Origin of the sequence: Croceitalea marina (assembly GCF_042684265.1) — a bacterium.
GTDB classification, from domain to species: Bacteria; Bacteroidota; Bacteroidia; order Flavobacteriales; family Flavobacteriaceae; genus Croceitalea; species Croceitalea marina.
The window spans coordinates 167,593-189,237 of sequence record NZ_JBHULB010000011.1 but is presented as its reverse complement, the minus strand read 5'-3'; the positions used below and the strand labels follow the sequence as shown (position 1 = coordinate 189,237).

Annotated in this window: 24 protein-coding genes; 15 read left to right on the top strand and 9 right to left on the bottom strand. The window is 37.1% G+C overall.

Annotation, left to right across the window (positions count from 1 at the left end):
* Positions 1-179 precede the first annotated feature (179 nt).
* Positions 180-737, top strand: a complete 558-nt coding sequence (locus ACFSQJ_RS09810) for a type 1 periplasmic binding fold superfamily protein (RefSeq protein WP_377766784.1) — start codon at positions 180-182, stop codon at positions 735-737.
* Between the two features lie 34 nt (positions 738-771).
* On the opposite strand, the gene ACFSQJ_RS09805 is transcribed toward ACFSQJ_RS09810, so the two are convergent.
* The 3 genes from ACFSQJ_RS09805 to msrA are packed head-to-tail and all read right to left on the bottom strand — an operon-like array spanning position 772 to position 2,290.
* Complete coding sequence (locus ACFSQJ_RS09805) at positions 772-1,071, bottom strand: hypothetical protein (RefSeq protein ID WP_377766783.1); 300 nt, start codon at positions 1,069-1,071, stop codon at positions 772-774.
* 54 nt (positions 1,072-1,125) lie between these two features.
* Entirely contained in the window at positions 1,126-1,725 is a 600-nt protein-coding gene (gene folE / locus ACFSQJ_RS09800; RefSeq protein ID WP_377766782.1) for a GTP cyclohydrolase I FolE, read from the bottom strand.
* A 1-nt stretch (position 1,726) separates the two neighbouring features.
* Positions 1,727-2,290: a peptide-methionine (S)-S-oxide reductase MsrA gene (gene msrA, locus ACFSQJ_RS09795; protein WP_377766781.1), complete on the bottom strand. Its 564-nt coding sequence runs from the start codon at positions 2,288-2,290 to the stop codon at positions 1,727-1,729.
* A gap of 155 nt (positions 2,291-2,445) precedes the next feature.
* On the opposite strand from msrA, the gene ACFSQJ_RS09790 reads away from it, so the two are divergent.
* Genes ACFSQJ_RS09790 through ACFSQJ_RS09780 form a run of 3 tightly spaced genes read left to right on the top strand, consistent with a single transcriptional unit; the run spans position 2,446 to position 4,425 of the window.
* Complete coding sequence (locus ACFSQJ_RS09790; protein ID WP_377766780.1) at positions 2,446-3,108, top strand: ABC transporter ATP-binding protein; 663 nt, start codon at positions 2,446-2,448, stop codon at positions 3,106-3,108.
* Between the two features lies 1 nt (position 3,109).
* The gene (locus ACFSQJ_RS09785) at positions 3,110-3,664 is read left to right on the top strand and encodes a CPBP family intramembrane glutamic endopeptidase (protein ID WP_377766779.1); all 555 of its coding nucleotides are present in this window, start codon (positions 3,110-3,112) and stop codon (positions 3,662-3,664) included.
* Positions 3,661-4,425: a TIGR02757 family protein gene (locus ACFSQJ_RS09780; protein WP_377766778.1), complete on the top strand. Its 765-nt coding sequence runs from the start codon at positions 3,661-3,663 to the stop codon at positions 4,423-4,425. Before ACFSQJ_RS09785 ends, ACFSQJ_RS09780 begins: the two co-directional genes overlap by 4 nt.
* Before the next feature lie 16 nt (positions 4,426-4,441).
* Here the strand turns inward: ACFSQJ_RS09780 and ACFSQJ_RS09775 are convergent, their stop codons facing one another.
* Positions 4,442-5,578 carry a Gfo/Idh/MocA family protein gene (locus ACFSQJ_RS09775; RefSeq protein WP_377766777.1) on the bottom strand — a complete coding sequence of 379 codons (1,137 nt, stop codon included), beginning with the start codon at positions 5,576-5,578 and terminating at the stop codon, positions 4,442-4,444.
* A 110-nt stretch (positions 5,579-5,688) separates the two neighbouring features.
* Here ACFSQJ_RS09775 and ACFSQJ_RS09770 point away from each other — a divergent pair, with 110 nt between their 5' ends.
* From ACFSQJ_RS09770 to ACFSQJ_RS09735, 8 genes are all read left to right on the top strand, one after another.
* Positions 5,689-7,176 (top strand): S10 family peptidase, encoded by a 1,488-nt coding sequence (locus tag ACFSQJ_RS09770; RefSeq protein WP_377766776.1) that lies wholly within the window; start codon positions 5,689-5,691, stop codon positions 7,174-7,176.
* A 10-nt stretch (positions 7,177-7,186) separates the two neighbouring features.
* Entirely contained in the window at positions 7,187-7,759 is a 573-nt protein-coding gene (locus ACFSQJ_RS09765; RefSeq protein WP_377766775.1) for a hypothetical protein, read from the top strand.
* A gap of 22 nt (positions 7,760-7,781) precedes the next feature.
* Positions 7,782-8,456: an SGNH/GDSL hydrolase family protein gene (locus tag ACFSQJ_RS09760; protein ID WP_377766774.1), complete on the top strand. Its 675-nt coding sequence runs from the start codon at positions 7,782-7,784 to the stop codon at positions 8,454-8,456.
* 7 nt (positions 8,457-8,463) lie between these two features.
* Entirely contained in the window at positions 8,464-9,471 is a 1,008-nt protein-coding gene (locus ACFSQJ_RS09755; RefSeq protein ID WP_377766773.1) for a glycosyltransferase family 2 protein, read from the top strand.
* Between the two features lie 85 nt (positions 9,472-9,556).
* Complete coding sequence (locus ACFSQJ_RS09750; protein WP_377766772.1) at positions 9,557-11,479, top strand: BatA domain-containing protein; 1,923 nt, start codon at positions 9,557-9,559, stop codon at positions 11,477-11,479.
* Positions 11,476-12,732, top strand: a complete 1,257-nt coding sequence (locus ACFSQJ_RS09745; protein WP_377766771.1) for a dihydroorotase — start codon at positions 11,476-11,478, stop codon at positions 12,730-12,732. The genes ACFSQJ_RS09750 and ACFSQJ_RS09745 overlap by 4 nt, the downstream gene beginning before the upstream one ends.
* Positions 12,733-12,734: 2 nt before the next feature.
* The gene (locus tag ACFSQJ_RS09740; RefSeq protein ID WP_377766770.1) at positions 12,735-13,061 is read left to right on the top strand and encodes a hypothetical protein; all 327 of its coding nucleotides are present in this window, start codon (positions 12,735-12,737) and stop codon (positions 13,059-13,061) included.
* A 9-nt stretch (positions 13,062-13,070) separates the two neighbouring features.
* The gene (locus ACFSQJ_RS09735; protein ID WP_377766769.1) at positions 13,071-13,730 is read left to right on the top strand and encodes an alpha/beta hydrolase; all 660 of its coding nucleotides are present in this window, start codon (positions 13,071-13,073) and stop codon (positions 13,728-13,730) included.
* Here the strand turns inward: ACFSQJ_RS09735 and ACFSQJ_RS09730 are convergent.
* Together ACFSQJ_RS09730 and ACFSQJ_RS09725 are read right to left on the bottom strand one after the other, a co-directional pair.
* Positions 13,727-14,221, bottom strand: a complete 495-nt coding sequence (locus tag ACFSQJ_RS09730; RefSeq protein ID WP_377766768.1) for a hydrolase — start codon at positions 14,219-14,221, stop codon at positions 13,727-13,729. The two genes, ACFSQJ_RS09735 and ACFSQJ_RS09730, sit on opposite strands and share 4 nt — an antisense overlap.
* Positions 14,221-14,997 carry an MBL fold metallo-hydrolase gene (locus tag ACFSQJ_RS09725; protein ID WP_377766767.1) on the bottom strand — a complete coding sequence of 259 codons (777 nt, stop codon included), beginning with the start codon at positions 14,995-14,997 and terminating at the stop codon, positions 14,221-14,223. Before ACFSQJ_RS09725 ends, ACFSQJ_RS09730 begins: the two co-directional genes overlap by 1 nt.
* Before the next feature lie 76 nt (positions 14,998-15,073).
* Here ACFSQJ_RS09725 and ACFSQJ_RS09720 point away from each other — a divergent pair, with 76 nt between their 5' ends.
* The gene (locus ACFSQJ_RS09720; protein ID WP_377766766.1) at positions 15,074-16,540 is read left to right on the top strand and encodes a TonB-dependent receptor; all 1,467 of its coding nucleotides are present in this window, start codon (positions 15,074-15,076) and stop codon (positions 16,538-16,540) included.
* Positions 16,541-16,573: 33 nt separating this feature from the next.
* Here the strand turns inward: ACFSQJ_RS09720 and bcp are convergent, their stop codons facing one another.
* The gene (gene bcp / locus ACFSQJ_RS09715) at positions 16,574-17,038 is read right to left on the bottom strand and encodes a thioredoxin-dependent thiol peroxidase (protein ID WP_377766765.1); all 465 of its coding nucleotides are present in this window, start codon (positions 17,036-17,038) and stop codon (positions 16,574-16,576) included.
* A gap of 47 nt (positions 17,039-17,085) precedes the next feature.
* Between bcp and ACFSQJ_RS09710 the strand changes: the two genes are divergently transcribed.
* On the top strand, positions 17,086-17,751 hold the full coding sequence (locus ACFSQJ_RS09710) for an endonuclease III domain-containing protein (RefSeq protein ID WP_377766764.1): 666 nt from the start codon (positions 17,086-17,088) through the stop codon (positions 17,749-17,751).
* Positions 17,752-17,781: 30 nt separating this feature from the next.
* Here ACFSQJ_RS09710 and ACFSQJ_RS09705 read toward each other — a convergent pair whose 3' ends face one another.
* Both ACFSQJ_RS09705 and ACFSQJ_RS09700 read right to left on the bottom strand, forming a co-directional pair.
* Complete coding sequence (locus ACFSQJ_RS09705; protein WP_377766763.1) at positions 17,782-17,925, bottom strand: hypothetical protein; 144 nt, start codon at positions 17,923-17,925, stop codon at positions 17,782-17,784.
* 71 nt (positions 17,926-17,996) lie between these two features.
* Complete coding sequence (locus tag ACFSQJ_RS09700) at positions 17,997-18,578, bottom strand: RNA polymerase sigma factor (RefSeq protein WP_377766762.1); 582 nt, start codon at positions 18,576-18,578, stop codon at positions 17,997-17,999.
* 248 nt (positions 18,579-18,826) lie between these two features.
* Between ACFSQJ_RS09700 and uvrA the strand changes: the two genes are divergently transcribed.
* On the top strand, positions 18,827-21,604 hold the full coding sequence (gene uvrA, locus ACFSQJ_RS09695) for an excinuclease ABC subunit UvrA (protein ID WP_377766761.1): 2,778 nt from the start codon (positions 18,827-18,829) through the stop codon (positions 21,602-21,604).
* Positions 21,605-21,645: the final 41 nt, after the last annotated feature.

The following is a 21,645-nucleotide window of genomic DNA, read 5'->3' as shown; positions in this document are numbered from 1 at the left end:
CTTTAAAATGTAATCTACAGGCCTCCTCGTCCCCGAAATGAGCACTAAACGTAAATAAATTCATAAGCCAAGTGATTTAGGTTCAGTCAAATATAATAAATTATGAGTAATTACGGATATTCAAAAATTTAATTATTAAAATGAAAACTATTAAATCCCAATTATTAAAAATGAAAACTATGAAAACAACTAAATTTTTAGCATTATTTGTACTCGGAGGAGTATTATTAAGTTCTTGCTCCAATGATGACGAAGGCAATCCGGAACCGGTAAATGAGGAGGAAACAATAACCACGATCATTGTGACCTTGAGCGGCGGTATGAATGGAGATATTATATTACGAAGTCAAGATTTAGATGGTGATGGACCAGATGCTCCTGTAATTACGGTTTCAAACGACTTGGAGGGGAATACAACCTATACCGGAACTATCCAGTTTTTAAACGAAACGGAAAGTCCTGTTGAAGATATCACCGAAGAAGTCGAAGAAGAAGATGACGAACACCAAGTTATCTATAGTTCAACAGGTTCTATTGCTAGTGTGGCCACTACTGATGTTGACGGCAATGGAAATGCGTTAGGACTTACTTTTCAATTGGCTACAAATACTGCCGGTGCTGCTTCTTTAACCGCGACATTAAGGCACGAGCCTACCAAACCAAATGACGGTACTTTAGCCGGGGCTGGTGGAGAAACCGATGCCACGGCAACATTTGATCTATTAATAACTAACTAAAGCCTATAAAAAGAGCCGCTAAAAGCGGCTCTTTTTATATATCGATTATTTTTTTTGCTTTTTTTCCACTCAGCAGATAAGTGTATACCCACATAATCGTAAAAGTGGGAACTACATCTAGACCCGGTATCAATTCTTCTACAAAGGTCACAACACCAGCTGCTTGACCGAGTTTTCCTTTATACATTCGTGTCATTAGCCAACCTGCGAGAGGTGCCCAAATCACATCAGAAAACTCACCAATCCCAGGCAAAACAAAAGATAGCATACCTAAGGCGTCAAACAATAGTCCGAGGAAAAGATTCCTGATTTTTTTATCCTTTAATTTTGACATACACGAAAAATAGTAATTCTTACGTAAATTAAAACAAAAGGAGTGCCAAAATTATTAGTGCAAACGAGATGTAACCAGTTTTAAAAACTCATTACGCGTTTCTATTTTTTCAAATTGTCCTCTAAAACCAGATGTAGTGGTAACTGAGTTTTGTTTTTGAACACCGCGCATCATCATACACATATGAGAAGCTTCAATTACAACAGCAACCCCTTTAGGCTTTAGAGTAGTATTTATACATTCTAAAATATCATGAGTCAATCGCTCTTGAACCTGTAATCTTCTAGCAAAAACATCAACAATTCGCGGTATTTTGCTCAAGCCAACGATATGTCCGTTAGGAATATATGCAATATGGGCTTTACCAAAAAAGGGTAACATATGATGCTCGCAAAGCGAGTACAACTCGATATCTTTAATGATAACCATGTCATCATAATCCTCCTTAAACATGGCCCCTTTTAATATTTCAGCGGCATCTTGTTGATAGCCTTGGGTAAGAAAAAGCATTGCTTTTGCCGCTCTTTCAGGGGTTTTTACCAAACCCTCTCTTGAAACATCCTCCCCTATTTCATCGATTATTTTTGAAAAACGGTCTTTTACTTCGTTGGTAACCTCAATGTTGTATTCTTCTAAATTTTTATATGGTGCCATATTAGGTTTTGAGTGTATTCAATTTATTTGAGTAGTACTTATTTAACTTGTCAATCTTAGGATTAATAATAACCTGACAATAACGTTGGTTTTTATTGTCGTTGTAGTAATTCTGATGCTCTTCTTCCGCATTGTAGAAAGGTTTTTCTTCCGATACTACAGTAACTATGGGCGAATTAAAAACATTTTCTTTTTCAAGTAAAGCGATAAAACTTTCCGCGGCCTGTTTTTGCCGCTCAGTGGTATAAAATATCTCACTTCTGTACTGTGTGCCAATATCGTAGCCTTGTCTATTCAAAGTCGTGGGGTCGTGTGTGGCAAAAAATATTTCCAGCAATTCATCATAAGTTACCTCCGAAGAATCAAAAGTAATCTTTATCGCCTCGGCATGACCCGTGCGTCCTGTGGTAATTTCTCTGTAGGCAGGATTTTTAATCGTTCCGCCCGTAAAGCCCGAAACCACTTCCTTTACCCCTTTTAATCTCTGAAAAACGGCCTCTGTACACCAAAAACATCCGTTGGCGAAAATAGCTACTTCTCTTCTATTTGTATTTTGTTCACTCATTTTTTGTAAATGTTAAACAATATTATTGATTATACAACAGCTTTCACGCTTTTAACTTTTACTTAATAGTCGTAAAAAAAATTATTTATCTTTTCGATTAAGTTTTTTTTACCAATTGCAACTTATGCTTACTTTCATCTTTTGATTTTAATTCTATGATACAGGCATCAAATATCCAAAAATTCTATGGAAACCTTCAGGTTTTAAAAGGTGTGGATATTGAAATAAAGAAAGGAGAGGTTGTATCAATTGTTGGAGCTTCCGGGGCCGGTAAAACAACCTTATTACAAATTTTAGGTACTTTAGATATTCCAACGAATAAGGCCGAAAGCAGTATCAAAATAAACAATTTCAACACCAATACCTTAACAGATAAGGCCTTGGCAAAATTCAGAAATGAACACATTGGTTTCATTTTTCAATTTCATCAATTATTGCCCGAGTTCACAGCTTTGGAAAATGTTTGCCTACCAGCTTTTATTAAAAAAACGGCTAAAACAGAAGCTGAAAAAAGAGCAAAAGAGCTCCTTAATTTTTTAGGTCTATCAGAACGAATACACCACAAACCAAATGAACTTTCTGGTGGAGAGCAGCAACGGGTAGCAGTTGCACGGTCTTTAATTAATAATCCATCTGTAATTTTTGCCGATGAACCCAGCGGTAACCTTGACTCTGAAAGTGCCGACAACCTGCATCAGCTATTCTTCGATTTAAGAAAAGAGTTCGGTCAGACTTTTGTTATTGTGACCCATAATGAAGAACTAGCGAATATGGCCGATAGAAAGTTAGTAATGGTAGATGGCTTAATTCAAGGTTAATATGCTAAATGAAATTTTTGAGTTTTTTAAAAACCCAGAATATACAGAGCTTAACGAAGATAACAAGACGAAAACAAGACTGTTTTTTACCCTGACCGCTATAACAGTGGCTTTTAGCCTACTGCTAGGGATGCTGGCAGGCCTTATTACAAGTATTGTTGGTTATGATTATGAAGGTCACGCAGTAATGGACCTGTTTGAGGCTTATTCTCCCGTATTGCTATTTTTTCTTGTTGTAATTGTAGCTCCGGTAATAGAAGAGTTCATATTTCGAGGCCCGCTAGGCTTTTTTAAGAACTCGAAACACTTTAAGTATGCCTTTTATACTTCAGTTTTGTTATTTGGGGTAATCCATATCGGTAATTTTCAAAATATTGATGACTATTATTGGCTGATTCCGGTTTTAGTTGCCCCACAAATCTCTGCGGGTATTTTTTTAGGTTTTATCCGAACCAAACTTGGCTTGGTCTGGTCCATGCTCTTACATGCTGCACATAATCTAATTCTAATCGGTCCCTTCATTATAATGAAACTTTTAGATATCCCTTTTGAATGAACAGTTCTGAACTAAAATCTTTCTTAGATGAAAAAGCGGAACAATACGAGCACCCTAAATTTTTAGAAAGTGACCCTTTGCAAATACCACACCGGTTTACTAAAAAAGAGGATATTGAAATAAGTGCCTTTCTAACGGCAACAATAGCCTGGGGAAATAGAAAAAGTATCATAAACAATGCATTAAAATTGATGCAGCTATTGGATAATTCACCTCACGATTTTGTTTTAAATCATACAGAATCAGATTTAGACAACTTATCAAATTTTGTACATCGCACGTTTAATGGGGATGATTTAAAGTATTTCGTCAAAGCCTTGCAGCATATTTATTGTAATCATGGAGGGCTTGAATCCGTTTTCACTAGACATCAAGAAGCGCAATCGGTTCAAGGAACCATAAGTAAGTACAAGGAATGTTTTTTTGAGTTGGAGCACCTGCAGCGTACGCAAAAACATGTTTCTGACCCATTAAAAGGTTCCGCTGCAAAACGCATCAATATGTTTTTAAGGTGGATGGTACGGCCATCGGACAAAGGTGTTGATTTTGGTTTATGGAAAGCTATTTCACCTTCAAAGCTGTCTTGCCCATTGGACGTACACTCAGGAAATGTTGCCAGGAAGTTAAAGCTATTGAAGCGTGGACAGAATGATGCCAAAGCACTTGTGGAGTTGGACAACAACCTACGAAAACTAGACCCTAACGACCCTGTCAAATATGATTTTGCACTGTTTGGATTAGGAGTTTTTGAAAAATTTTAAAGATTATTGTATTAACTCATCCTCCAAAGCCGAAATTAGACTCGAAACTTAAAGCCTGCTTCTTTCCACCTTCAGAAATGGATTTGTAAATGGCTTCTACAATCATCATATCTCGTTTCCCCATTTCACCAGGCACTAGATTGGGAGCATCAAAAAGAACATGTTTGGCAAAATCATCCATTTGTAGTTTTTGTTGACTTTCTTGTTTAAAGTTTAGTTCACCTTTTGATGTTCTTCCTGCTAGCGGAATATAAGTGCTCGCCGGGTCCAATTCGAACCAACCCCTTTCACATTTTGCATGTAATCTATTTGCACTTATGTTATGTGATGTCATGATAGTGCCCACCACCCCACTTTTAAATTCGAATTGTGCCGTTATCGTTTCATCTGTACCTTTAAAATATTCTGGTCTGGTACTGAATTCTTGTGCAGAAACAGAAATAGGATTTTCACCAGTCCCGTATATAACACTTTGTATCGCATATACCCCCATATTCATTAAAGCCCCTCCACCAGAAAGCTTCTTATTTAAACGCCATTGCTCTGGATTACTTCCAGAATAATAGCCTGCATCCGCAGAAATATACCTGACATTACCAAAGGTTTTTTCTCTTACAAATCGTTTTACTTCTTGTGTGTAAGGTTCGGAATGTAAACGATAACCAATTCCCAACTTAACATTGTTTTCGCTGCACGCCTTTATGATGGCATCACATTCTTCAACATTCATTGCCATTGGCTTTTCACATATCACATGTTTACCGGCTTTTGCTGCCCTTATAGAAAAATCAGCATGCATAGAATTGGGTAGTACTACGTAAACTACATCAATTTCTTTGTTATCCTTTATGGCGTCAAAATTATCATAGTTATAGATGTTTCCCTCAGGTATATTATACTTCGACCCCCATATTTTTTCTTTATCCGGGCTTCCCGTAACTATACCGGCCAGATAACAATGTTGTGTATCTAATAATGCCGGCGCCAATTGGTACGTGCTATAGCTACCTAGCCCTACAAGGGCTATTCCTAATTTCTTTTTATCTTGCTTACTGCCCATTGCACAGGCCAATGGCATATGAGCGGTCAATGCTGAGCCCCCTAATCCTTTTACTAAAGTGGTATTAAACTTTCGTCGTGTTATTTTTCTCATGATGATGAATTTCTTCTCTTAAAGATATAAAATTGATATACAGCTGAGCTACTAAGATGTTTCTGGCTCAAAATTCTTATTTTTAGAATTCAACTAACGTACTTATTTAAATGAATAAACCAGTTTTATTTACCCTATGCCTTTGCTTTACATTATTGGCATTTTCTCAAGAACGTAAACTACCGATTGATACCACTGTCACTACACAACATAGTGCCACTATCAACGGTATAAGTTTTACGTATACAGCAACTACAGGCACACAACCCGTTTGGGACGAAATGGGTAAACCAATAGCTTCGCTTCACTATACATACTACACCAGAAATAATATTAAAAATAGAGCTGACAGACCTTTATTGATTTCGTTTAATGGTGGCCCAGGTTCGGGTTCGGTATGGATGCATTTGGCGTATACAGGACCAAAAGTCCTAAAAATTGATGATGAGGGATATCCCGTTCAGCCTTATGGAGTGAAATCTAATCCATTTTCTGTACTTGATGTGACCGATATCGTTTATGTAAATCCCGCCAATACCGGATATTCAAGAACAATTCCAGAAACTGGCAAAGAGGTTGATCGCGATAAGTTTTTTGGCATAAATGCGGATATCAAATACTTGGCCGAATGGCTAAATACATTTGTTACAAGAAATAATAGATGGCGTTCGCCAAAATATATTGTAGGTGAAAGCTATGGTGGTACCCGGGTTATGGGTCTTTCATTGGCTTTGCAAAATCAACAATGGATGTATCTGAATGGGGTTATCATGGTTTCACCGGCCGACTATAAAGTTATTAGGGTGGGCGGCCCCGTTTCAAGTGCTTTGAACCTCCCCTATTTTACAGCTGCTGCCTGGCATCATAAAATGTTACCAGCAGAACTGCAGAATAAAGATTTGTTAGAAGTGCTGCCCGAATCTGAGTCCTATACCATAAATAGCCTTATACCTGCTATTGCAAAAGGCGGTTTCATTTCTGATGCCGAAAAAAAAGAAACCGCTAAAAAAATGGCCTATTATTCCGGATTGAATCAAGAAGATATTTTAGACCACAACTTAGATGTGCCAACCTCTTTCTTTTGGAAAAATCTTTTGAAAAATAAAGGAGATTTTACCGTTGGCCGTTTAGATAGTCGTTATAAAGGAATCGATAAAAAGTCTATTGGGAGCAGACCCGATTACAATTCTGAACTCACCTCTTGGCTGCATAGTTTTACACCTGCCATAAATTATTACTTGCAGGAAGAGTTAAATTTTAAAACGGATATCAAATACAATATGTTTGGTCCGGTGCGGCCATGGAACAATGAAAATGATACTACCCGTGATGACCTTCGTCAGGCAATGGCACAGAATCCTTACCTAAACGTTCTGGTGCAATCGGGCTATTATGATGGGGCAACGACCTATTTTAACGCTAAATATACCATGTGGCATGTTGACCCTAGTGGTCGCATGAAAGACCGCTTTGAATTCAAGGGCTACCGTTCTGGCCATATGATGTATTTAAGGCGTGAAGACCTTAAAAAAGCCAATGAAGACATCAGGGCTTTTATTAAAAGAACCGCTAATACAGGCAAAAGTGCCAAATATTAAATACCCTATTATGAAAAATCTATTTTTGATAACGGCCCTAATTTTCAGCTGTTTTAGCATCGGGCAAGAAATACCATCGAAAGAATGGCAGATAAAGACCGCGCTAATGGCCGTACCAATAGATTATAAAGAGGGTGCAAAAGTTTATGGTTATGATACTTCAGGCAATTTTACAACTTTAAGAGAAGGCACAAACGATTATATTGCCTTAGCGTCTGATCCCAAAAAAACCAATTTCTCAACAGCTGCGTATCACAAAGATTTAGACGAATTTATGGCTCGAGGCAGGGCTTTAAAAGCGGAAGGAAAAGCATTTCAAGAGATCTTTGATATTCGGGAAAAAGAAGTAAAATCGGGCAAACTGAGATTGCCCGATAAAACAACGCTTTGCGTTTTTACCGGGGTCGTCAACAAAGAAACCAAAGAAATCGAAGATGGTTACCTAAGGTATGTTTTTTATGTTCCGTTCGCCACAGGAGCATCTACTGGCCTACCTACCTCACCTGCGCCTCCAGGTCATGCGTGGCTAATGAATCCAGGTACGCACAGGGCACATATTATGATCAGTCCTCCAAAAAACTAAGTTTTTGCTACAATCGACAATTATGTTCAAAATAAAAATACTCGTGCTGCTAAGCTTCTTTTCTTTTTTAAAAAAATCGAACGCTCAAGATTGGGCAAACTTGGATAAATACAAGGCTTCAAACGAAAAATTGCTGGCCCAACCAGCCGATGAAAATCGTGTTGTATTTATGGGTAATTCCATTACCGAGGGTTGGACATCGTCTTTTTTCGAAAATCCCTCTTATATCAATAGGGGAATCGGAGGTCAAACAACTCCACAAATGTTACTTCGCTTTCGGCAAGATGTAATCGCATTACAACCAAAAGTGGTTCTCATACTGGCAGGCACGAATGATATTGCGGGTAATACGGGTCCGATGACCTTAGAAGAGATTAGAGATAACATCCTTTCAATGGTAGAATTAGCAGAAGCTAACGGCATTTGCCCTATTGTATGCTCCGTGCTTCCAGCATATGATTACCCTTGGAGACCGGGCTTAGCGCCGAATATCAAGATTCCGAAACTAAATACAATGCTAAAAAATATAGCCGATCAAAAAGGAGTCCAATACTTAGACTATTTTAACGCAATGGCAGATGATAGAAATGGTTTGCCTTCAGCACTTACAACAGACGAAGTTCATTTAACAAAAGAAGGCTATGAGGTTTTAAGTAAAATGGCTAACGAAGCAATAGGGAAAGCTTTAAAAGAATAAGCTCTAAATGAATGTAAGCTTAGTTAGCATTGTTATTCCATTCAAAAATACAGTTCATTACTTAAAGGACTGTCTTGATTCTATTTTAGCACAGACTTATCAGAATTGGGAGGTTATTGCCATAAATGATCATTCTACCGACAATAGTTTAGTACTGGTTAACAGCTATGCAGAGAAAGATAATAGGATTAAAGTTTTTGCTAATACAGGTCAAGGTATTATTCCTGCACTGCAGCTAGCCTATTCTAAAAGTTCGGGGAATTTTATTACCCGAATGGATTCAGATGATATCATGCAACCTAATAGACTCAAGGTGATGGTGGAATCTTTATTACAATATGGCAAAGGAAACGTGTCGGTAGGCCAAGTTCGCTATTTTTCTGACCGAGGTATTAGTGATGGGTACTCCCGCTACGAGAAATGGCTTAACGGATTAACCGAATTGGGAACCAATTACGCTGAAATTTATAAAGAATGTGTTATTCCGTCACCGTGTTGGATGGTATATCGAGAAGATTTTGATATTTGCGGAGGCTTTCAGTCTAACCGTTACCCTGAAGATTACGACTTAACCTTTAGGTTTTATCAGCATAACCTAAAAATAATTCCTTGTAATGAAGTCCTCTTGCTTTGGCGTGATTACGATACGCGTACCTCAAGAACCCATGAGCACTATGCCCAAAACTATTTTTTAGATATTAAACTGCATTATTTTCTCCACTTAGACTATAATGAGAAAAGACCCTTGGTTATATGGGGCGCTGGTTTTAAGGGTAAGAAAATTGCAAAAGGGCTTATTGAAAAAAATATTGATTTTTTCTGGTTATGCGACAACCCAAAAAAAATAGATAAAAAAATATATGGCCAAGAGTTGCATCACTTTTCAAAATTAGAGTCCTTGACCAATCCACAGAGTCTAATTACAGTTGCTAATACTTCCGCCCAATCAGACATTAAAGAATATTTAAAAAGCCTACATCACCAGCAGGCACTTGACTATTTCTTTTTCTGCTAAATAGCGAATATTACCAAACTCTTAACAAGTAATCCTTAATAGGTAAACTTATTAAAACTGTATATTTACGCAATCAAATAGCGGAATGCAGTTTAAACATCCAGAAATTCTTTGGGCTCTTTTTTTACTTCTGATTCCTATAATCATTCATCTTTTTCAACTAAGACGGTTTAAGAAAACACCTTTTACCAATGTAGCTATGCTGCAAAAAGTTGTTTCAGAATCTAGAAAAAGTAATAGTCTAAAAAAATGGTTTCTTTTACTCACCAGACTATTTCTTCTCGCGTGCCTCATTCTTGCATTTGCGCAACCATTCTTTGCAAAAAGTATTGCCCTTAAAGAAAAAGAAATGGTTATTTACTTAGACGATTCTTTTAGCATGCAGGCAAAGAAAGATGGATTTACGTTATTGGAACAAGCTGTTCAAGAGCTGCTAAAACACATTCCACCAACATCTAAATTCAGCCTCTTCACGAACAATAAAACTTTTAAGGATATTGAACTGAAGAATGTTCAAAATAAATTATTGACTTTAGATTACGGCTCAAAACAGCTTACCTATACTGAAGTTGTGCTCAAGGCAAAGACGCTCTATAGTAAAAATTCAAATACCCAAAAAGAACTAGTTTTTATTTCAGATTTTCAAGAAAAAGCAATAAACCAAGCTGCCGATTCCATTCAAGATATTTCGGTGCATCTCGTAGATTTTAAACCAGATTCTTTTGAAAACATTTCAATTGACTCGCTATACCTTAAAAACACTTCAAAAGAACAAATAGAACTCAACATTAAAGTTACTGGAATACCTAAGTATGAAAGTATACCTATATCTATTTTCAACGATGCTAAGCTCATTGCAAAAACTGCGGCAACTCACAGCCCTAATGGAGTTTCGGTCACTACTTTTTCACTTCCAAAAAACAAACTTATTAAAGGTCGCGTGTCACTATCTGATAATGGACTGGCATATGACAACAACTTCTATTTTAATATCGATGAAAAGGATAAAATAGAAGTATTGGCCATAAGTGAATCAAAAGCTACCTTTTTGAAAAGAATTTTTTCTGAAGAGGAATTTAGCTTTCTAAATTTTGAGCTTAAAGACTTGAATTATAGCGAAGTAAACAATAAAAATCTAATCATACTTAATGGGCTCAATGCCATACCAACTAGTTTACAAACCGTATTAAGTGCCTTCTATGAAAAAGGAGGAAGCTTAGTGATAATACCATCAATAGATTCAGATATTACAACCTATAACCCATTTTTATCCAATCAATTTGCTACTAGGTACATTTCAAAGATCGAACAAAAGCAAGACATTACAACTATCGCCTTTGACCATCCTTTATTTCAAAGCGTATTTGAAAAAAAAGTAACTAATTTTGAGTATCCCCAGGTAAATACATATTGGCAGGTTAGTTCGAATAGTCCCAAAGCTTTATCCTTCGCAAATGGAGCCCCATTTTTACTAGCGAATAAAAATGTGTACATTTTTACTGCTTCATTGGATAACGAAAATTCAAATTTTATTAATGCCCCGCTAATCGTTCCCACTTTTTACAATATTGGAATTAATAGTCTAAAAATACCCTCATTATATCATACAATCGGGGCTTCAAGTACGATAGATATCTCGGAGAAAATTGAAAAAGATAGAGTGCTAAAAGTGGCCAAGCCGGGTATAGAATTTATTCCCTTACAACAATCATTATCAAACAAAGTGAGACTCACCTTCAATGATAACCCAAAAGAAGATGGCACATACAGTTTGTTGGGTGCTCAGGACACCCTTAAAAACCTAAGTTTTAATTTTAGTCGTGATGAAAGTGTACTTCGCTACCGTGATATCACAGCATTAAATGCTTCAACGATACAAAATAGCGTTACTACCCTATTTGAAAAATTAGCTAAAGACAACTCCATTACCCAATATTGGAAATGGTTTATTATTTTTGCACTGGTCTTCGCATTGGTAGAAGTGCTGATACAAAAATTTCTTGCATGAATATACTTCTAAGGTCTGCAACAATTATCGATTCAAACAGCCCTTCCATTCATCGAAAAAAGCGAGATATTCATATTAAAGATGGTGTAATACAGAAGATTGCATCGAAAATTGATTCCCCAAAAGGAGCAAAAGAAATTAAGTTAGATAACCTTCACATATCGCTTGGGTGGTTCGATAGCAGTGTAAGTTTTGGTGAACCTGGTTTTGAAGAACGTGAAACTATCGCAAACGGATTAAAAGTCGCCGCATCTAGCGGTTTTACCGATGTTGTATTGAATCCCAATACCAACCCAAAACCAGATTCCAGCTCTGATATTATATTTTTAAAGCAACGTAGTAAAGGGTACGCAACCTCGCTGCATCCTATGGGCAATTTTACTGCTAATGGAGATGGCGCGCATTTAGCAGAATTGTACGATATGCAGAATGCTGGAGCGGTCGCCTTTTATGATTATAAAAGTTCTTTAAAAGATGCAAATCTTTTGAAAATAGGGTTATTGTATGCCCAAAATTTTGATGGTTTAGTATTATCGTACCCCGAAGAACTTCAAATAAAGGGAAAAGGAACCGTTAACGAAGGAGAGATTTCTACAAGATTAGGTTTAAAGGGAATTCCTTCGCTTTCTGAAGAACTGCAGCTGGTAAGGGATCTTTACATTTTAGAATATACTGGCGGTAAGCTACATATACCAACGGTTTCTACATCAAATGCCGTCAAACTTATTGCCGATGCCAAAAAGAAAGGCCTAAATGTTACAGCAAGTGTAGCAATTCACAATCTTATGCTGTCGGATAATGAATTGGAAACCTTTGATTCGAGCTATAAGGTAAGACCACCTTTACGAAGTCAAAAAGACTGTAAGGCCTTATTAAAAGGACTTCAAACAGGAACCATAGATTTTGTTACCTCAGACCATACTCCAATAGATATCGAACAAAAACGTGTCGAGTTTGATAATGCCGAATTTGGCAGTATTGGTCTAGAAAGTGCCTTTGGCACCTTAAATACACTGTTTTCTATAGAAGAAACTATCGCCCTATTGACTAAAGGAAAAGAGCGATTTGGAATTGAAAGTTCAAAATTAAAAGAAGGTGAAATCGCCTGCCTAACCCTTTTTAATCCGGATGGGGAATTTACTTTTGAAAAGTCTCACATTAAATCCACCTCAAAGAACAGTATTTTTTTAGGCAAATCTTTAAAGGGAAGTGTCTACGGTTGTATTAATAATAAAAAAACCCTATTTAATTAGTTTTGGAAGAAGAAATATCCAAAGGAAAAACAGCGGCCCTAGTAGCACATTTTACCTTGGTTGGCTGTCTTATTGCGATTACAATGAATCTAGAACCTAAAAACGGTTTTGCCCGTTTCTATATTCGACAAACATTTGGTTTGCATATTACCTTTCACGCGCTTGTCATTTTTTTAAACTATACCGCTATTCCGTTCGCTTGGGAGGTACTTTTTATAATTTACTTTGGGCTTTGGGTTTTTAGTTTTGCAGGAGTATTAAAAAACAAGAAAAGTCAAATTCCCATAGTTGGGGAATACTTTCAAAAATGGTTTACTTTTATTCAATAAATATCACCAATGACCCCCACCAACTTATCTTTAGAACATTTAATACGACCAGCAACCCAATCATCAACTGAAGCTCCAGTGCTTTTTATGTTGCATGGCTACGGAAGTAACGAAGAAGATTTGTTCTCTTTCGCAAGCGAATTGCCCGAAGAACTTTTTATAATTTCCGTACGTGCGCCTTATGACTTAGAGCCTTATGGACACGCGTGGTATGCCATCAATTTTGATGCGGACCAGGGTAAATGGAGCGATGATGAACAAGCTATCGCATCTCGAGATAAAATTATCGCCTTTATTGAAGAAGCCTGCAACGCCTATAAGCTCAATTCAGAAAATGTAAGTCTTCTTGGTTTTAGTCAAGGCACCATTTTGAGTTATGCCGTAGCACTCTCCTACCCTGAAAAAATTAAAAACGTTGTGGCGCTTAGTGGTTATATCAATGAAAAGATTCTATTGGAAGGGTTTCAAGCCAAAGACCACTCAAAACTTAACTTCTATTGCTCTCATGGTCAAGTAGATGCCGTCATTCCGGTTGAATGGGCTCAGCTTGCGCCAGAGTTTCTATCAAATCTTGGTATCGAAAATACGTATGAAGAATTTCCAGTAGGGCATGGCGTAGCCCCTCAAAATTTCTACGCCTTCAAAGACTGGTTAAAAAATAAAATTTAATTGCTTCGCGAATAAAGCAAGTGGTCTACCAAAGTAAAATCGATACCTAAATCATCTTTAAGTTCGTATTTTATAATAAGGTCGCCCCAATATTGACCGTCCGAAAAATCGGCTACTATCCACCTATGATTCAATACCTTTATTTTGTTGATTTTAAAATCACTGTTCATTCCTTCATACGGAATTAAAGGATTATCCCCCTTTTTCTCATTGGTTTCGAGTAATTTATCTTCTATGTAACGTGTAGGGTTCTCAAGTTCTAAATGATCGAGATAAGCCAGTGCATCATCATTATTTTCCAAAGAAAAATACTGCATGTCCAGAAGCTTTAATTGTGAATTTTTTACAGAATCTTTTAACTGTTCCACTTCTGTTCTCAGCTTACTTATCTCGTTCAAATTTATCCGCTCCATTTTTCCACTATTGACAATCATATATAGTGCAATTAATGCGGCAAAGACAAATAGATATAAAAAAATATTCTTTTTCATTAAATCGTAATTTTTAAATTATCATAGGCCAAATGTACATTATCTGGTAGGTTCTTTTCAACTTCATCATGAAAACCCAACAAATGGCTGATATGCGTAAAATAGGTTTCAACTGCGCCCACTTCTTTTGCAAACGCCAGAGCTTCTTCTAAATTTAAGTGTGAAATATGGGGTTCTAAACGTAATGCATTTACCACCAGAACCTTGCATCCTTTTAATTTTTCAAGTTCGGTTTTTGAAACGGTCTTCACATCCGTTAAGTATACGAAATCACCTAAACGATACCCCAAAATGGGCAATTTGTTGTGAAGTACTTCTATTGGGGTCACTTTGAGTCCGTTCAAATCAATAGTATCTTCTTTGCTTACAAGGCTTATAGCCACAGCAGGGGCTCCAGGATATCTGTTTTCTTTTGCAAAAATGTAATCAAAGCGCCTTTTTAACGAATCAACCACCCTTGAATGCGCATAAATAGGAATGTCACCCTGTCGAAAAAAAAAGGGGCGAATATCATCAATACCAGCAGTATGGTCAGCATGTTCATGGGTAAATAAAACGGCATCTAATTGATCAATGGGGTTTGCCAATAATTGCTGCCTAAAATCTGGGCCACAATCGATGACGTAATTATAATTTTTCCATTGCACCAACACAGAGACACGCAGCCTTTTATCTTTTGGGTTATCACTTAAGCAAACGGGGTGTTTACTCCCAATTATCGGGATTCCCTGAGAAGTACCTGTACCTAAAAATGTGACTTTTAATGCCTCACTCATTTAAATCAAAATTATAACTTATTTGGCTAAAAGAATTTACTAACTTCTTAACTTTGTTAACAACAAAAAACGAAACATGGCTACGGTTCCTAATAAGGTAAATGAGTTTGAGAATATTCCTTCCATCAAGGCAAAGACCCTTCGAATAAATTTAAATCGGGACATTTATGGCACTTTTGCCGAGATAGGTGCGGGACAGGAAACTGCTAGACATTTTTTTAGAGCAGGGGGTGCTTCAGGTACCATTGCCAAGGCCATGAGCGCCTATGACAAATCTTTTAGTGATGCTATTTACGGTGTTGAAGAAGATGGTCGCTATGTAACTCAAGCCCGCTTGAAAACAATGCTTAAGCATGAGATGCAATTGGTCGAGGAACGAATTGATAGAAAAAGTAATCCTGATTACCTGTTCTTTTCATATGCGAATACCGTTGCTACCATTGATTTTTCGAAACGGTACAAAGGGCATGGTTGGATCGGGTTACGCTTTCAGTTAGACCCTAACCAAAAAGAGCACGACGAAATTATCTTGCATATTCGTTTCAAGCAAAATGAGGCGCGCTTACAGCAAGAAACTCTTGGTATTTTAGGGGTTAACCTTATCTATGGGGCTTTCTTTAAATACAATAGACCCAAGAAACTACTTAAGTACCTTTACGATCATATTGATAAGGATACCATAGAAATCGATATGGTAAACTTTACGGGACCTAACTTTAGGGATGTTGATAACCGATTGATGAGTCTGCAATTGATCAGAAACGATATGACCGATGCGGTTATGTTCGGGCCTGATGGAAACAACCTATTGCCGGCAGCTGTTTTATACAAGAAAAACATTTTGGCCTTACGCGGTAGTTTTAGACCCGTTACCAAGGTAAATATGGACATGTTTCAAAAATCCTATGACATATTCGTGCGAGAGCAAACTGTTGATATTGAAAAGTCTATCGTAATTTTTGAAATCACCTTGTCAAATCTAAAAGCATCGGGTGAAATAGATGAACAAGATTTTATGGATCGGGCAGAATTACTCTCTTCCTTGGGCCATACGGTAATGATTTCAAAATTTCAAGAATATTATAAACTGGTAGAGTACTTTAACAACTATACCAAAGCGCGTATCGGCTTGACCATGGGTGTCAACAATTTGGTGGATGTTTTTGATGAAAAATATTACCGTCATTTAAGTGGTGGTATCTTGGAAGCATTTGGGAAGCTGTTCTTTAAAGATTTAAAGGTTTACCTCTACCCCATGAAGAACGCACAGACCGGGCAAATTATGACCAGTAATAATGTGAAAGTACATCCTAGAATGAAAGAGCTGTACAAGTTCTTTAAATACAATGGTAAGGTGATGGATATTATTGATTATGATCCGGATATCATGCATATTTTCTCAAGGGATGTTCTAAAAAGAATCACCAATAATGAAGAAGGTTGGGAAGAAATGCTACCGGAAGGAATTGCCGAAATGATTCAAAAAAAGAACCTTTTTGTACGGAAAGATGCCCCAGAAACGGAAGAAGTAGAAGAAGAATAAAAAAAGCCTGACCGATTGGTCAGGCTTTTTTCTTTAGTTATTTTCTTCTTCAAGTATTTGCTCGGCATGTTGCTTTGCTTTTACCTTGCTTATTACTCTAGAAACCACTCCATTTTCATCGATAATAAAAGTGGTTCTATGAATACCATCGAACTCACGTCCCATAAATTTTTTAGGTCCCCAAACTCCAAAAGCATCAATCACCGTATGATCTTCATCGGCCAAAAGAGGATACTCAAACCCAAATTTTTCTCTAAAATTGGCTTGTTTACGTTGCGAATCTTCACTGACTCCCAAAATTTCATACCCAGCTTTTTTTAGATACTTTATATTTTCGTTCAAATTACAAGCTTCATTGGTACATGTAGGTGTATTTGCCCTTGGATAGAAAAACACAATAAGTTTTTTACCAGCGTAATCAGATAAACTAATCGTGTTTCCGTCTTGGTCTTTTGCTGAAAATTCAGGTACTTTATCGCCAACTTTTAAAGTGTTCATATCGAATCTAATTTTGTTTAAATTATTTTTGATAAAATTAAACAAAAATGACCAAACAGGAAAAAGTAAACTTCACAATTAAGACTTTAGACGAACTTTATCCTACTATACCTATACCGTTAGACCACAAAGACCCCTATACTTTACTTATCGCAGTGCTATTATCGGCCCAAAGTACCGATGTTCGTGTCAACAAAATCACTCCCCTACTCTTTGAACGAGCTGACAATCCGTTTGATATGGTCAAAATGTCTGTAGAAGAAATACGGGAAATTATCAAACCAGTGGGGCTTTCACCTATGAAGTCTAAAGGTATTCATGGGCTTTCGGAAATTTTAATCGAAAAATACGACGGTGAGGTACCCAAAGAAATAGCACTTTTAGAAGAATTGCCTGCCGTGGGTCACAAAACGGCCAGTGTAGTAGTGTCCCAAGCCTTTGGTATTCCTGCATTTCCGGTAGACACACATATTCATCGATTAATGTACCGTTGGGGATTTACAAATGGTAAAAATGTAGTACAGACAGAAAGAGATGCAAAAAGACTGTTCCCGAAAGAAATATGGAACCGTCTTCATTTACAAATTATTTGGTACGGTCGGGAATACTCACCAGCACGAGGTTGGAATCTGGAAAAAGACATTATTACTTCTGCAATAGGCAGAAAAACGGTGCTTAACGACTATTATAAAAACAAAAAAACCGCCAAATAGCGGTTTTTTTTCCAAAATGTAATGTTCTTTTTAGTTCAAAATAGTTTCGAACTGCGTGTTTTTGTAATCAACGACGTGCATTGATTTCGAAAATCCTAGTAAAAACTGTACCGTTGCCGGTCTAGCCTTTGTGATTTTACAAATTTGTTGTTCTTCAGAGTAAATTTCTTCCATATTCTAGCGTTTTGTTACAATTAGATAACGGCGCTAAAATGGAAATATTGTTGGATTCGTTCTAATGCAAATTAATTCGTTAAAACGATATTATTTCGCTCTACTATCTTTCTTAGGTTAATTAAAGCATAACGCATACGCCCTAAAGCCGTATTTATGCTTACCCCAGTATTCTCAGAAATCTCTTTAAAACTCATATCCTTATAGATACGCATTACTAAAACTTCTTTTTGATCGTCTGGCAATTCTTTGATCAATAAAGTCAAATCAGAATCAATTTGGTCTTTTATCAATTGCTTTTCAGCGTTAAGTTTATCATCATGAATAACCGAGAAGATGTTGAAGTCATCGCTGCCTTCAAACTTTGGCATTCTTTTGTTTTTACGAAAGTGGTCAATAATAAGGTTGTGCGCGATACGCATTACCCAAGGTAAAAATTTACCTTCTTCACTATATGAACCTCTTTTTAAAGTTTTGATCACTTTGATGAAGGTATCTTGAAAGATGTCTTCAGTAACATCCCTATCCAATACTTTAGAGTAAATAAAACTTGAAATTCTTTGGTTGTGTCGGTTGATTAAAACTTCTAGAGCCTTTTCATCTCCAGCAATATAATCTTTTACTAATATCGAGTCTTCGATTTGCAGTTCCATACAAATTACTTTTTGGTTAACATGTAAAGCCTCCTTTTTAAGCTAAAAGGCTTCTGAGTTATTAGTTATTAAATAAAAAAGTAATTATTGCTGTATAGGCCTATCAGATTTTAATTACACACCAAATATAGATAGAAGGGGGTCCTTCAAAAAAACTATGTTGTGATATGCGCTATTTTAGATGTCAAAGTTAATAATATAGTCATTAACTACATTCAATCGTATCTTTGAATATTAAATATACGTAAATGCTTTCCCTTAAAGACGTCGACTCAAAGCAAAATATTATCATAAAGGGTGCCAAACTCCATAACCTCAAGAATATAGATGTTGTTATCCCTCGAAATAAACTTGTGGTCATTACCGGATTATCAGGTTCGGGCAAGTCAAGCCTTGCTTTTGACACCTTATATGCAGAAGGTCAAAGGCGTTATGTAGAGAGTCTTTCGTCATACGCACGCCAGTTTTTGGGCAAACTGGATAAACCTAAAGTAGACTATATAAAAGGTATAGCACCCGCAATTGCCATTGAGCAAAAGGTGAACTCTACCAATCCGCGTTCTACGGTAGGCACGACTACCGAGGTATACGACTATTTAAAACTGCTCTTTGCCAGAATCGGCAAGACCATTTCGCCTATCTCAGGTAAGGAAGTCAAAAAAGATGTGGTGACCGATGTGGTGAACTATGTGAAAACGTTTGAGGAAGGAACAAAGCTTTTACTACTTGCACCTATACATATAAAGGAAGATAGGGATAGTTTAAAGTCCTTAGCATTATTTTCTAAACAGGGCTATGCCCGTATAAAATATAAGGGAGAGGTACTGCGCATAGACCAAGTGCCCAAAGATATAGGTAAAGACTTTGACCTGGTCGTAGATCGAATTGTAGTCAAAGACGATGAAGATTTTTTAAATAGATTGGGCAATGCCGTGGACAATGCGTTTTTTGAAGGAAAAGGAAGATGTGCAATTGAAGTTCTAGAAACTGGAAAACAAATGGTTTTTAGTAATCAGTTTGAGCTCGATGATATGAAGTTCTTGGAACCCAATGTACATCTGTTCAGTTTTAATAACCCCTACGGAGCTTGCCCAAAATGTGAAGGCTACGGAGATGTTATCGGTATCGATGCCGATTTGGTTATACCCAACACCGCCTTATCGGTTTATGAAGAAGCAGTTTTTCCTTGGCGTGGTGAGAGTATGAGTTGGTACCGAGAACAATTGGTAAATGCGGCCTATAAGTTTGACTTTCCTATACACAAACCTTGGTTTGAACTTTCTGAAGAACAAAAACAATTGGTTTGGGATGGTAATGACCATTTTATTGGACTACATAAGTTCTTTGAGCAGTTAGAGGAAAAAAGCTATAAAATACAGAACCGCGTAATGCTTTCTCGCTACCGCGGAAAAACCAAATGCTCCGTTTGTAAAGGGAAAAGACTTCGAAAAGAGGCCGACTATGTAAAAATCAACGGAAAGTCTATCTCCGACATTATTGAATTGCCCATAAAAGATTTGGTCGTTTTCTTTGAAGAGCTGCAATTATCGGAACACGATCAGACCATTGCAAAGCGACTTTTAAAGGAAATCAATACCAGACTCGATTTTCTTTCTAAAGTAGGGTTGAGTTATTTGACCCTGAACCGAAAGTCAAATTCCCTCTCGGGTGGCGAAAGCCAACGTATCAACCTGGCAACTTCTTTGGGGAGTAGTTTGGTAGGCTCTATGTATATTTTAGACGAGCCTAGTATTGGACTACACCCAAAAGACACTGAGAATCTCATTGAAGTTTTAAAATCACTTCGTGATTTAGGCAATACCGTAATTGTGGTAGAACATGATGAAGATATCATGAAAGCTGCCGATGAAGTTATCGATATTGGCCCAGAAGCAGGAACTTTAGGTGGCGAGGTAGTTGCAACTGGTGCTATGGCTGCCATTTTAAAATCGGATTCCCTAACTGCGCAGTATTTAAATGGCACCAAAGAAATAGAGGTGCCGGCAGCGCGTCGAAATTCTCCAAATTACATACAAATTAAAGGTGCGCGTGAGAACAATCTTAAAAACATCAATGTCACTTTTCCACTAAATATGTTAACCGTGGTTACTGGGGTTTCTGGTAGTGGTAAAAGTACTTTGGTCAAAAAGATTCTATACCCCTCTATCTTAAAAGAGACCGGTGGTTATGGAGAAAAAGCAGGGCAGTTTACCAAAATTGAAGGCAAGTATACCCAATTAAAGCATGTAGAATTTGTAGACCAAAACCCGATTGGGCGTTCTTCGCGTTCTAACCCGGTAACCTATATAAAGGCCTATGATGATATAAGAGCACTTTTTGCCTCTCAAAAATTAAGCAAGCTACGTGGTTACCAAGCAAAACACTTTTCATTTAATGTAGATGGCGGCCGATGCGAAAAATGTAAAGGTGAGGGTGAAATTACGGTAGAAATGCAGTTTATGGCAGATGTGCATTTAGAATGTGATGTGTGCGAGGGAAAACGCTTTAAAAAAGAAGTGTTAGAAGTTAAGTTTGAAGGTAAAAGCATCAATGACATTTTAATGCTCACCATTGATGATGCTATTGAACATTTTAAAACTTTTAAACAAGATAAAATAATAAAGAAGTTACAACCGCTGCAAGATGTAGGTCTAGGTTATGTGACTTTGGGGCAGAGCTCCTCTACCCTATCTGGTGGCGAGGCGCAGCGGATAAAACTGGCTTCGTTTTTGGTAAAGGGTAACACCAAAGAAAAAGCCCTCTTTATTTTTGATGAGCCTACTACGGGGCTGCATTTTCATGATATAAAAAAGCTGCTAAAATCTTTTGATGCTTTAATAGACAAAGGCCATTCCGTAATTGTAATAGAACATAATATAGAACTCATTAAATGTGCGGACTATATTATTGACCTTGGCCCAGAGGGTGGTGCTAACGGTGGTAATTTATTGGCAGAAGGTACTCCTGAAGAATTGATACAAAACAAGGCTTCGTTTACAGCTAAGTATTTAGCGGAGAAATTATAGTAATAGAAAATTAAGGTTTCGTTATCTGTCTCTTGTAACCG